The organism is Symbioplanes lichenis, assembly GCF_030709675.1.
Classification (GTDB): Bacteria; Actinomycetota; Actinomycetes; order Mycobacteriales; family Micromonosporaceae; genus Actinoplanes; species Actinoplanes lichenis.
On sequence record NZ_JAUZQD010000017.1, the window covers coordinates 173,530 to 185,317 of the forward strand.

The 11,788-nt window shown below is 69.8% G+C and carries 12 protein-coding genes; 3 read left to right on the top strand and 9 right to left on the bottom strand.

Going from position 1 to position 11,788, the window contains the following annotated elements:
* Positions 1 to 19: 19 nt before the first annotated feature.
* Both RAN62_RS34335 and RAN62_RS34340 read left to right on the top strand, forming a co-directional pair.
* Positions 20 to 1,021, top strand: a complete 1,002-nt coding sequence (locus RAN62_RS34335; RefSeq protein ID WP_438874590.1) for a cation diffusion facilitator family transporter — start codon at positions 20 to 22, stop codon at positions 1,019 to 1,021.
* Between the two features lie 10 nt (positions 1,022 to 1,031).
* Positions 1,032 to 2,117 (top strand): DUF3866 family protein, encoded by a 1,086-nt coding sequence (locus tag RAN62_RS34340; protein ID WP_305789006.1) that lies wholly within the window; start codon positions 1,032 to 1,034, stop codon positions 2,115 to 2,117.
* 446 nt (positions 2,118 to 2,563) lie between these two features.
* Here the strand turns inward: RAN62_RS34340 and RAN62_RS34345 are convergent, their stop codons facing one another.
* The 9 genes from RAN62_RS34345 to arc form a co-directional block, all read right to left on the bottom strand.
* The gene (locus RAN62_RS34345; protein WP_305789007.1) at positions 2,564 to 3,205 is read right to left on the bottom strand and encodes an O-methyltransferase; all 642 of its coding nucleotides are present in this window, start codon (positions 3,203 to 3,205) and stop codon (positions 2,564 to 2,566) included.
* Positions 3,206 to 3,255: 50 nt separating this feature from the next.
* Positions 3,256 to 3,471 carry a hypothetical protein gene (locus RAN62_RS34350; RefSeq protein ID WP_305789008.1) on the bottom strand — a complete coding sequence of 72 codons (216 nt, stop codon included), beginning with the start codon at positions 3,469 to 3,471 and terminating at the stop codon, positions 3,256 to 3,258.
* A gap of 131 nt (positions 3,472 to 3,602) precedes the next feature.
* On the bottom strand, positions 3,603 to 4,961 hold the full coding sequence (pafA, locus tag RAN62_RS34355) for a Pup--protein ligase (protein ID WP_305789009.1): 1,359 nt from the start codon (positions 4,959 to 4,961) through the stop codon (positions 3,603 to 3,605).
* 141 nt (positions 4,962 to 5,102) lie between these two features.
* Positions 5,103 to 5,918: a proteasome subunit alpha gene (gene prcA, locus RAN62_RS34360; protein WP_305789010.1), complete on the bottom strand. Its 816-nt coding sequence runs from the start codon at positions 5,916 to 5,918 to the stop codon at positions 5,103 to 5,105.
* Positions 5,919 to 5,976: 58 nt separating this feature from the next.
* Complete coding sequence (gene prcB, locus RAN62_RS34365) at positions 5,977 to 6,816, bottom strand: proteasome subunit beta (RefSeq protein ID WP_305789011.1); 840 nt, start codon at positions 6,814 to 6,816, stop codon at positions 5,977 to 5,979.
* The gene (locus RAN62_RS34370) at positions 6,735 to 7,175 is read right to left on the bottom strand and encodes an endonuclease VII domain-containing protein (RefSeq protein ID WP_305789012.1); all 441 of its coding nucleotides are present in this window, start codon (positions 7,173 to 7,175) and stop codon (positions 6,735 to 6,737) included. The genes prcB and RAN62_RS34370 overlap by 82 nt, the downstream gene beginning before the upstream one ends.
* Before the next feature lie 236 nt (positions 7,176 to 7,411).
* Positions 7,412 to 7,627 (bottom strand): ubiquitin-like protein Pup, encoded by a 216-nt coding sequence (locus tag RAN62_RS34375; protein WP_305789013.1) that lies wholly within the window; start codon positions 7,625 to 7,627, stop codon positions 7,412 to 7,414.
* A 215-nt stretch (positions 7,628 to 7,842) separates the two neighbouring features.
* Complete coding sequence (gene dop / locus RAN62_RS34380) at positions 7,843 to 9,360, bottom strand: depupylase/deamidase Dop (RefSeq protein ID WP_369077229.1); 1,518 nt, start codon at positions 9,358 to 9,360, stop codon at positions 7,843 to 7,845.
* A gap of 167 nt (positions 9,361 to 9,527) precedes the next feature.
* Positions 9,528 to 11,309, bottom strand: coding sequence for a proteasome ATPase (gene arc / locus RAN62_RS34385; RefSeq protein WP_305789014.1), 1,782 nt, complete (start codon positions 11,307 to 11,309; stop codon positions 9,528 to 9,530).
* Positions 11,310 to 11,484: 175 nt separating this feature from the next.
* Between arc and RAN62_RS34390 the strand changes: the two genes are divergently transcribed.
* On the top strand, positions 11,485 to 11,769 hold the full coding sequence (locus RAN62_RS34390; RefSeq protein WP_305789015.1) for a ferredoxin: 285 nt from the start codon (positions 11,485 to 11,487) through the stop codon (positions 11,767 to 11,769).
* Positions 11,770 to 11,788 lie beyond the last annotated feature (19 nt).

Sequence of the window (11,788 nt, forward strand, 5' to 3'; positions counted from 1 at the left end):
CTTGGCCGCCGCCGAGCCCCTGCCCGCGCCCGCCGAGCCCTCCTCCGCCGGCTCGTCCGGCGGCTCGTCCGGCGGGGAGAACGAGAGTGTCGGCACCGTCGTCGTGGCCGGCTTGGCCAACCTGGCCATCGCCGTGGCGAAGCTCGTCGCCGGTCTCTTCTCCGGCTCGGCGTCGATGCTCTCCGAGGCGGCGCACTCCCTGGCCGACACGGTCACCGAGGTGTTCCTCTTCGTGGCGCTGCGCCGCGGGCAGAAGCCGGCCGACGAACGTCACCCGTTCGGGTACGGCAAGGAGAGCTTCGTCTGGGCCTTCATCGCCGCGCTGTTCACGTTCATCGGCGGTGCGGGCTTCTCGATCTACCACGGCGTCACGACGATCCTCGCCGGTGACCACAGCGGTGACTTCCTCTGGTCGTACCTCGTCCTGGCGATCTCGTTCGTCGCCGAGGGCACCTCGTTCCTGCGGGCCAAGCGGCAGGTCGCGGGCGAGTCGCGGCGCTGGGGCATCACACCCTCCCGGTTCCTGCGGCTGACCCCCGACACCACGGTCAAGGCCGTCTACTTCGAGGACTCCGCCGCGCTGATCGGCCTGATCCTGGCCGCCCTGGGCATCCTCGGCGTCCAGCTGACCGGCGACGAGGTCTGGGACGGCGTCGCCTCGGTGCTGATCGGCCTGCTCCTGCTGGTCGTCGCGTTCATCCTGGCCCGCAGCAACGTCTCCCTGCTGGTCGGCCGGGCGGTCCCCCGCGCCATGCACAACAACATCGCCCAGGACCTGCAGTCGATCCCGGTCGTCACGGCCGTGCCCACGCTGCTCACCATGCAGCTCGGCCCGGGCGACATCCTGGTCGCCGCCAAGGTCGACTTCGACGACGACGTCAGCGGCGGCCAGATCGAGGAGGCCTCCGACGAGGCCGAGCGCCGCCTGCGCACCCGCTACCCGCAGATCCGCTACGTCTTCCTCGACCCGACGCGCGGACGGGCCGGACGCAACCACGAGAACGGCGGCCTCGACATATAGGGTCGCCGCCATGGTGCGCTGGCGGTCAGGAACGGTTTCCCAGGTACGACGCGAGTGGCGGGGCGCCGTCGAGCTGGAGGTCACCACGGCCGGCGGCCCGCTCAAGGCGCTCGCCTACCCGGCCCTGACCGGCGCCCCCGTCGTCGGCGACCGGGTCCTGCTCAACGTCGGCGCCCTGGTCATGGGTCTGGGCACCGGCGGCTACGCCCTGGTGGTCGCCCTGCCCGACCGCCTGCCCGCGGATCCTCCCTCCTCCGGGCTCGATCGTGACGCCGGGCACCTGGTCAAGGCGCGCTACACCCCGCTGCAGCCGATCATGCTCGGGGTCGACGAGGAGGCCTCTCCCTTCTTCGAGGTCCTGAAGGACGCCGCCTCCGTCGACGGCATGCCGGTCGTGCTGGCCGACCTGCACTCGGCCCTCCCCGCCGTCCTCGCCGGCATCCGCGCCGACCGCCCCGGCGCCCGCGTCGCCTACGTCATGACCGACGGCGGCGCCCTCCCCGCCTGGTTCTCGATGACACTCTCGGCCCTGCACGAGCACTTGGCCGGCACGATCACCGCGGGCCAGTCCTTCGGCGGCGACCTCGAGGCCTCCACGGTCCACACCGCCCTCCTCGCCGCCCGCCACGTCCTCCGGGCCGACATCACCGTCGTCGCCCAGGGCCCCGGCAACCTGGGCACAGGCACCCCATGGGGCTTCTCCGGCGTCGCCCTCGGCGAAGCAGTCAACGCCACCGTCACCCTCGGCGGCCGCCCCGTCGGCTCCCTCCGCATCTCCGACGGCGACGCCCGCCCCCGCCACCGCGGCGTGTCCCACCACAGCCTCACCGCGTACGGCAAGGTCGCCCTGGTCCCCGCCGACCTCCCCGTCCCCGCCGACCTCCCCGCCGACCTGGCCAAGGAGGTCACGGAGGCCCTGGCCCCGCTCGCCCCGCAGCACAGAATCGTCGAGGTCCCGACCCACGGCCTCGACGCGGCGCTGCTCTCCAGCCCGGCCAAGCTGTCAACCATGGGCCGGGGCCTGACCGAGGACCACGCCTACTTCATGTCCGCCGCCGTCGCCGGCCGCCACGCGGTCGCCCTCCTCGACGCCTAGCCGCGGTCCGCGGATGACGGCTGGACCCTGTCGCGTGCGCCACGGGCATCCATGGCCGCGGGTTGTCCACATCCGCGCGTTGTCCACAGGGCGTCAGCACCGCCTCCCGCCTTTCCGCGACAATGTCCAGCGGGGGCTCCCCCTGGGAGGGCGGGTTCGGCGACCGGGGTCGCGCCACGCGCTCGCGGACGGCGGGCAGGTGCGGCCGAGCCACGAGCGGACCAGTCCCCCGGCCTCCCGGGTGCGCGCGGCCGCCTGCACATAGTTGAACGCGATCGGACAGCCGGCCGGACACAGCCCTGAACACCTCGCCGCCGAACTCAACGAGGCCGGCCACAGATGACCCTCGGCCGGGAAACCCCCGCCTCGCTGAACTCCTCGACCAGGACGGTGGTGCAACGACCCCCAGAAACCACCGAGGGCGGGCTCGGCGACCGGGCGCGTGATCAGCGTTTGCGGGCCAGGGTCACGCCGTCGCGGACGGGGAGCATCACCGTGTCGACGCGGTCGTCGGCGGCGACCAGGTCGTTGAGGTGGCGCATGGCGACGACCGAGGCGCTGACCGGGTGGGGGACGACCACTTCGCCGCCGCGGAGGACGTTGTCGAGGACCAGCAGGCCGCCGGGGCGCAGCCGGGGGACCAGCTCCGCGTAGTAGCCCGCGTAGCCGGTCTTGTCCGCGTCGACGAAGGCGAAGTCGATGATCGGATTGTCCGGGAGGGCCTGCAAGGTCTCGAGGGCGGGGGCGAGCCGGAGCTCGATGCGGTCCTCGACGCCGGCCTTGCGCCAATATTGCCGGGCCAGGCCGGTGAACGTCGCCGACACGTCGCAGCACAGCAGCCGGCCGCCGGGTGCGAGGCCCCGGGCGATGCAGATCGACGAGTAGCCGGTGAACGTGCCGACCTCGACCGCGTTCGCCGCCCCAATCAGCTGGACCAGCATGGTGAGCAGGGCGCCCTCGTCGGCGGAGATCTGCATGCCGGCCCGGTCGCCGAAGGCCGTCCGGGTCTCCGCGGCGAGCTGGCTCAGGATCGGGTCGGCCGGCGTGGAGTGGGCCAGCAGATAGGCATCGAGCGCCGGATCCCGCATGCCGCCCCCCGAGGGTCCGTCCGGCGGATCGAGTCGGCCGCTGCCGCCCCCTAGCCGAAGAAGATCAGATAGAGCCAGCCGAGCAGCAGCAGGCCCAGGATCGTCGCGAGCACCCACGTCGGGATCCGGTGACCGCCCTGACGGTTGCGCTGGATCTGCTTGACGGCCCGCTCGCGGCGCCGGTTGACGCGGGCGTAGAGGACGTCCTCGAATGACCGCTCGGGCGGCTGGTCCCGCGGGTCGGGCTGGTGCGGCGCTGAACTCATGGCCTGTTCAGCCTAGCCGCCCGCCCCGGACGCACGGCACGTGCCCCGGGACCCGGCCCCGGCGGCACAAACCCCGGCGGCGAAGGCGCCGGGGACCCGGCCGCGTGGCCCGGTCCCCGGCGACCCGGTCGTCACATGCTGGCGATCAGCCGCTCGACCCGTTCGTCGTACGCCCGGAAGGGGTCCTTGCACAGCACCGTGCGCTGCGCCTGGTCGTTGAGCTTGAGGTGCACCCAGTCGACGGTGAAGTCGCGGCGCTTCTCCTGGGCGTGCCGGATGAACTCGCCCCGCAGCCGGGCCCGCGTGGTCTGCGGCGGGGTCTCCTTGGCCTCGAAGATCTGCAGGTCGTTGGCGACCCGGTCGACCTGCTTGCGCTTCTCCATCAGCGCGTAGAGGCCGCGGCCCCGGCGCACGTCGTGATAGGCCAGGTCGAGCTGGGCGATGCGCGGGTGCGACATCGGGATCTCGTGCTTGGTCTGGTAGCGCTCGATCAGCTTGAGCTTCGACACCCAGTCGATCTCCTGCGCGACCGGGTCGAGGTCCTGGCTCTCGATCGCGTTGAGCACCCGGCCCCACAGCTCGACGACCCGCTTGGCGGTCTGGTCGCCGCCGCGCCGCTCGACGAACTCGGTCGCCTTCGCCAGATATTCCTGCTGGATCTCGAGGGCGCTGATCTCCTTGTTGTTGGCCAGCCGGATCTTGCGGCGGCCGGTGGTGTCGTGGCTGACCTCCCGGATCGCCCGGATCGGGTTCTCCAGGGTGAGGTCGCGCATGACGACGCCCGCCTCGATCATCCGCAGCACGATGTCCGCGCTGCCGACCTTGAGCAGCGTCGTGACCTCGTTCATGTTGGAGTCGCCGACGATGACGTGCAGCCGCCGGTAGCGCTCGGCGTCCGCGTGCGGCTCGTCCCGCGTGTTGATGATGGGCCTGCTCCTGGTCGTGGCGCTCGACACGCCCTCCCAGATGTGCTCGGCCCGCTGCGAGAGGCAGAAGACGGCCCCGCGCGGCGTCTGCAGCACCTTGCCGGCGCCGGCGATCAGCTGCCGCGTGACCAGGAACGGGATGAGGACGTCGGCGAGCCGGCCGAACTCGCCGTGCCGCGAGACGAGATAGTTCTCGTGGCAGCCGTAGGAGTTGCCGGCCGAGTCGGTGTTGTTCTTGAAAAGATAGATCTCCCCGGCGATGCCCTCGTCGTGCAGCCGCTTCTCGGCGTCGACGAGCAGGCCTTCGAGGATCCGCTCCCCCGCCCGGTCGTGGGCGACGAGGTCGGTGACGGAGTCGCATTCGGGGGTCGCGTACTCAGGGTGCGAACCGACGTCCAGGTAGAGGCGGGCTCCGTTGCGGAGGAACACGTTGCTGCTGCGTCCCCAGGACACCACACGGCGGAACAGGTAGCGGGCGACCTCGTCCGGGGAGAGCCGCCGCTGACCCCGGTAGGTGCATGTGACGCCGTACTCGGTCTCCAGACCGAAAATTCGCCGTTCCATAGCGAAACATTAGCCGCAGAAGGCGTGCGGAGACACGTACGCAGCGTAGGAATCTTGCGGGGACCGATCGAGATCATGATCCCCTGTACGCCACTCCGCCCGCACGCCCGGCGCGGGCGTGCGGGTCCGGAGCGTCGCCGGTCAGGACTTGCCGGTGTCGTCCTTGCCCTCGAGGTCGACCGAGGCGGCCGAGACGGTGGGCTTGTCCTCGGCAGCCGGCGGCGGGGAGGCGTCCGTGCCCCCCTCGGCCGGCTTGTCCTTGCCGCCCGCCAGCAGCGTCTCGAGCGCCGCGCCCGTGATGCGGCGGAACGCCCGGCCCTTGCGGGTGCGGTCCAGGACGGCCGCCTCGAGCTGCGCCGCCCCGAGCTCGCGCTGGGTGCCGTTGTCGCCGCCCACGCTGCCCAGGCCCTTGACCGCCAGCGCCAGCGCCGTGGTCAGGTCGGCCGTCGTGTCGTGGCTCTCCTTGAGGACGGCCGAGATGGCCTCCGCCGAGCCGCCCATGGCCATGAACCCGGGCTCGTCCATGACGGACCCGTCGTACGTGATGCGGTAGAGCTCGTCGGTCTCCGGCGAGCTGCCGACCTGCGCGACGCAGATCTCCACCTCGTACGGCTTCTGCGTCTCCGAGAAGATCGCACCGAGCGTCTGGGTGTAGGCGTTGGCGAGCGCGCGGCCCGTCACGTCGCGCCGGTCGTACGAGAGGCCGTTGAGGTCGGCCATCCGCACGCCCGCCCGGCGCAGGCTCTCGAACTCGTTGTAGCGGCCGACCGCCGCGAAACCGATCCGGTCGTAGAGCTCGCTGATCTTGCGCAGCGTCGTGACGTTCTCGGCGACCAGCAGGATGCCGCCCTCGTAGGTGAGGACGACGGCGGAGCGGCCGCGCGCGATGCCCTTGCGGGCGTACTCCGAGCGGTCCCGCTGGACCTGCTCGGGCGAGGCGTAGAACTGCATGGCCACGGGTGGGTGCTCCTAACGCGATGACCGGGGAAACGGGAGGTTGTCTGCGGTCCGGGCCTCAGCCACCCGGGTTCTCCATCCGGCCCGCGACCACAGCCTCGGCCACCGCCGTGACCTCGGCCTCGCTGAGCCGCTGCGTGCCCTCGGCCGTCGCGGTCATCACGACCGGGTAGATCTTGCGGGTCAGGTCGGGGCCGCCCGTCGCGGTGTCGTCGTCGGCCGCGTCGTAGAGCGCCTCGACGGCCAGCTTGACCGCGTCCTCGGTGCTCACCCCGGCGCGGTACTTCTTCTTGAGCGCCGACTTGGCGAACAACGAGCCGGACCCGATCGCCTCGTAGCCGGTCTCCTCGTAGAGCCCGCCCGCCACGTCGAAACTGAAGATCCGGCCGGGCCGCGCCGGATCGGCCGGCGCCAGGTCGTACCCGGCGAAGAGCGGGATGACCGCCAGGCCCTGCATCGCGGCACCCAGGTTGCCCCGCACCATCGACGCGAGGCGGTTGGCCTTGCCGTCGAGCGACAGCATGGCCAGCTCGATCTTCTCGTAGTGCTCCAGCTCGACCTGGAACAGCCGCATCAGCTCGATGCCGATGCCCGCCGTCCCGGCGATGCCGATCAGCGAGTACGCGTCGGCGGGGTGCACCTTCTCGATGTCCCGGCTGGCGATCAGGTTGCCCATGGTGGCCCGCCGGTCGCCCGCCATGACCACACCCTCGGCGGTCGCGATCGCCACGATCGTCGTCCCGTGCGGCGCGATGTCGGCCGACATCCCCGGCGGCAGCGGCCGGCGCCCGGGAAGGAGCTCCGGAGCCGCCTGCGTCAGGAACTGCGTGAAGGAAGACGTCCCCGCGTTGGTGAAGAGATCCGGTAGACGCCCGGATGGATCAAAACCCGCTGCCACGTGGTTCCTTTCAGGTACGTGATCGCCTGGGCCAGGTGAGCCGGGTTGTCCCGGAACTGCCCCAGCCCGCCGTTGCAGTTGAAGCACAATATCCCGCGAACCCACCCGGTGGCATGATCGTGATCGACATGTTCCGGATCGGCCGCGCCGCAGATCGCACAGACTCCGCCCTGCTCGTCCAGCAGCGCGTCGAAATCGGCCTGCCCGATCCCATAACGCGCCCGCAGGTGGTACTCCCGCGAGCCGCCATAGAGACGATCCTTGGTCTCCTTGCCACGTGCGTTATGGCAGACACGACAGTAGGTGTGATAGCCCGACGCCTTCGCAGTCGTCCGGGGGAACTCGTCCAAGCGCTTCACGGTGTCACAATCGGGGCACCACTTCGACCCCGGCGGAACCGGCTCCGAGGACCGGCATTGAGGAGCGATGCCGCGTTTCCTCCGGCTGGCCTCCGACCGCTCGGCAGCACATTGCCTGCAGTAGAAGGCCAGGCCATCAACACGTCGCTTGTTGCTGTGGAACTCAGTGAAAGGCAGAAAGCGCTCACATTGCGGGCAGCGCTTTCCATCCGACCCCCGTAAATCGGACATTTACCTCACTGGCCCCCTTTCTGTACATATCCCCTCACGAATTCCTCGGCGTTTTCTTCGAGGACGGAGTCGATCTCGTCGAGCAGATCGTCGACGTCCTCGTCGATCTCCGCCTTGCGCTCGGCGACCTCCGGGTTGGCCTCGGTGGTGACGTCCTCGATCTCCTCGTCGCGCTTGCCCTTGCCGGACTGCGACTGACCGCCGGTGTCTCGGGTTGCCATCCCTGTCCCCCTTCAAGACCCACTGGTTCGGGTTGGGAAAAACCTACCTCGCCGGTACGACGAAAACCGCTGCCGCTGCGCGTGTTTCTCGCTCAGCTGACCCGTTTCCCGCCGCCGGGACCACACCGCCCCGGCACCGGCGCCTCAGGGGGCCACGCCGCCCCTGCGAAGAGCTGCCCGCGCCGCCGGCGGGACCACGCCCCGCCGGCGGCCGCTCACTTGGCCGTGATGACCTCGAGCAGGTCCTTCGCGGTGTCGCACTTGTCGAAGAGCGCGCCCACGTGCTTGCGGGTGCCCCGCTCGGGCTCCATCATCGGAACCCGCACGAGCGACTCGCGCCCCACGTCGAAGATGACCGAGTCCCAGCTGGCGGCGACCACTTCGGACGCGTACCGGGCGAGACACTGGCCGCGGAAGTACGCCCGGGTGTCCTCGGGCGGCTCCACCATCGCGCGCCGCACGTCCTCGTCGTCGAGGAGCGTCTTCATCGAGCCCCGGGCCACCAGGCGGTGGTAGAGGCCCTTCTCCGGCCGGACGTCGGCGTATTGCAGGTCGACCAGCTGGAGCTTGGGCGAGGACCAGGCGAGGCTCTCGCGCTCGCGGTAGCCCTCGAGCAGGCGCAGCTTGGCGACCCAGTCGAGCTCGTCGGAGCAGGACATCGGGTCGTCGCCGAGCCGGGTGAGGACGCTTTCCCAGCGGGCGAGCACGTCGGCGGTCTGTTCGTCGACGTCGGCGCCGTAGCGCTCGTCGCAGAACTGCTTGGCCCGCTCGTAGTAGGCCCACTGCAGGTCGAGCGCGGTGAGGCGGCGGCCGTCGCGCAGGCGCATGAGGTGCTTGAGCGAGGGGTCGTGGCTGACCGCCTTGAGCTCGGAGACCGGGTCGGCGATGCCGAGCTCGCCGGTGAAGACCTTCTCCTCGATCATGGCGAGGATCAGCGACGTGGTGCCGACCTTGAGGTAGGTCGCGATCTCGGACAGGTTGGCGTCGCCGATGATGACGTGCAGCCGCCGGTACTTGTCGGCGTCGGAGTGCGGCTCGTCCCGGGTGTTGATGATGGGCCGCTTGAGGGTGGTCTCGAGGCCGACCTCGACCTCGAAGAAGTCGGCCCGCGACGAGATCTGGAAGCCCGCCCCGGAGCCGTCCTGGCCGATGCCGACCCGGCCCACCCCGGTGAAGATCTGACGGGTGACGAAGAACGGCGTCAGGTGGGCCACGATGTCCGCGAACGGGGTCTGGCGGCGCATCAGATAGTTCTCGTGGGAGCCGTACGAGGCGCCCTTGTTGTCGGTGTTGTTCTTGTAGAGCTGGATGCGGTGCGTGCCGGGGATCGTCGCGGCGCGGCGGGAGGCCTCGGCCATGACCCGCTCGCCGGCCTTGTCCCAGCGCACGATGTCGAGGGGGTTGGTGCACTCGGGGGTGCTGTACTCGGGGTGCGCGTGGTCGACGTAGAGCCGGGCGCCGTTGGTCAGTATCACGTTCGCCAGGCCGAGGTCCTCGTCGGCGAGCGCGTCGGCCGGGTCGTAGGCCGCACCGGAGTACGTGAACCCGCGCGCGTCGCGCAGCGGCGACTCCTCCTCGTAGTCCCACCGGGCCCGCCCGCCCCGGGTGAGCTCCGGCCGCGCCCCGTAGGCGTTGACGACCTGCGACGACGTGACCATCGGGTTGGCGCCGGGCTGTCCGGGCACGGAGATTCCGTACTCGACCTCGGTGCCCATAATCCGCCGAACGCTCATGCGACCACTCCGCCCGCCACTGTGCTGCCGTTGCCCATGTATCGAGCCTAGACGCTTCGTGCCCCGTACTCGTACTCGCGCGTGCGTGGCACAGCACGCTGAGTAGATCTCCGGATGAGAAAACGCGGGCGCAGGGAGTGTTCCCTACGCCCGCGTTCCCGCGTTCGTTACAGGTACTGACCGGTGTTGCTGGCCGTCTCGATGGAGCGGCCGGCCTCGGCGCCCTTGCCGCCGGAGACGAGCGTGCGGATGTAGACGATCCGCTCGCCCTTCTTGCCGGAGATGCGGGCCCAGTCGTCGGGGTTGGTGGTGTTGGGCAGGTCCTCGTTCTCCCGGAACTCGTCGACGCAGCTGTCGAGCAGGTGCTGCAGGCGCAGCCCCTTCTTGCCGGAGGTGAGGAACTCCTTGATGGCCATCTTCTTGCCGCGGTCGACGATGTTCTGGATCATCGCGCCGGAGTTGAAGTCCTTGAAGTAGAGGACCTCCTTGTCACCGTTGGCGTAGGTGACCTCGAGGAAGCGGTTCTCCTCGGACTCCGTGTACATCCGCAGGACCACGGCCTCGATCATGGCCGCGACCGTCACGTCGGCGTCGCCGCCGTGCTCGGCCAGGTCCTCCTCGCTCAGCGGGAGGCCGCTGAGGATGTACTTCGCGAAGATGTCCTTCGCCGCCTCGGCGTCCGGGCGCTCGATCTTGATCTTCACGTCGAGCCGGCCGGGGCGCAGGATCGCCGGGTCGATCATGTCTTCCCGGTTGGAGGCGCCGATGACGATCACGTTTTCCAGGCCCTCGACGCCGTCGATCTCGCTGAGGAGCTGGGGGACGATCGTGTTCTCGACGTCGGAGGAGACGCCCGAGCCACGGGTCCGGAAGATCGAGTCCATCTCGTCGAAGAACACGATCACCGGCGTGCCCTCGCCGGCCTTCTCCCGCGCCCGCTGGAAGACCAGGCGGATGTGCCGCTCGGTCTCGCCCACATATTTGTTGAGCAGCTCGGGGCCCTTGATGTTGAGGAAGAAGCTGGTGTGCTTCTCCTCGCCGCGCCGCTCGGCGATCTTCTTCGCGAGCGAGTTGGCCACCGCCTTGGCGATCAGCGTCTTGCCGCAGCCGGGCGGGCCGTAGAGCAGGATGCCCTTCGGCGGGCGCAGCTGGTGCTCCCGGAAGAGGTCGGCGTGCAGGAAGGGCAGCTCCACCGCGTCGCGGATCTGCTCGATCTGCGAGTGCAGGCCGCCGATGTCGGTGTAGTCGACGTCGGGGACCTCCTCGAGGACGAGCTCCTCGACCTCGCTCTTCGGGATGCGCTCGTAGGCGTACGCCGAGCGCGGCTCGATCATCAGCGAGTCGCCCGCGCGCAGCTTGGAGATCTGCAGCGACTCGGCCAGATGGACGATCCGCTCCTCGTCGGAGTGGGACACCACCAGCGCGCGGTCCTTGGGGCCGCCGTCCGGGTTGTCGAGCACCTCCTTGAGGAGCACGACCTCGCCGGTGCGCTCGAAGCCGAACGCGTCGACGACGTTGAGGGCGTCGTTGAGAAGGACCTCCTGCCCGCGCTTGAGCTCCTCGGCCTCCAGGGACGGGGAGACCGCGACGCGGAGCTTGCGGCCGCCGGTGAAGACATCGACGGTGCCGTCCTCGTGGGCGGCCAGGAAGACGCCGTAGCCGCTGGGCGGCTGGGCGAGCCGGTCAATCTCTTCCTTGAGAGTGACGATCTGAGCCCGGGCTTCCTTCAGGGTCGCCACGAGCCGGTCGTTGTTCTCGGTCACTCGGGCCAGCTGCGCCTGCGTTGCCGCGAGCCGTTCCTCGAGCTGACGGACGTGTCGGGGGCTTTCGGTCAACTTCCGCCGAACCAGAGCGAGTTCCTCCTGCAGGAACGCAACCTGGCTGGAGAGATCGTTGGCCTCTTTCTCCCAACGTGCGGCGCGTGAATCCGCCTCGTCGCTACGTGCCACGTCCCACCTCCCCGGGGGCTCGAACGTTCTACCGACAACACTAACCGCTGAAAGCCGTTTTTCGACCCGTGCAACACCCTCGTCACGCAAGCTTGATCGATCGAGGGGGTTGCGTCCATGGGGTTGTCAGGGGGCTCCGGTACGGTCGGGACGGGTCTACCTGCGGGGAGAGAACGTGTCGGACGAGCAGCTCGAGGTGTGGGTCGATCAGGATCTGTGCACCGGCGACGGGCTCTGCGTGCAGTACGCCCCGGAGGTCTTCGAGTTCGACATCGACGGCCTTGCCTATGTCAAGGACAGGGCCGGTGAGCTGCTGCGAAGCCCCGGAGCTCGCACTTTCGTGCCGGCCGGGCTGCGGCTGGAAGTGATCGACTCGGCCCGGGAGTGCCCGGGCGACTGCATCCACGTGGTGCGCAGTGGCGACGGCGCCGAGGTGGCGGGCCCGGACGCCGGGGGCTGACCCGGCGTCCGGAAGTGAT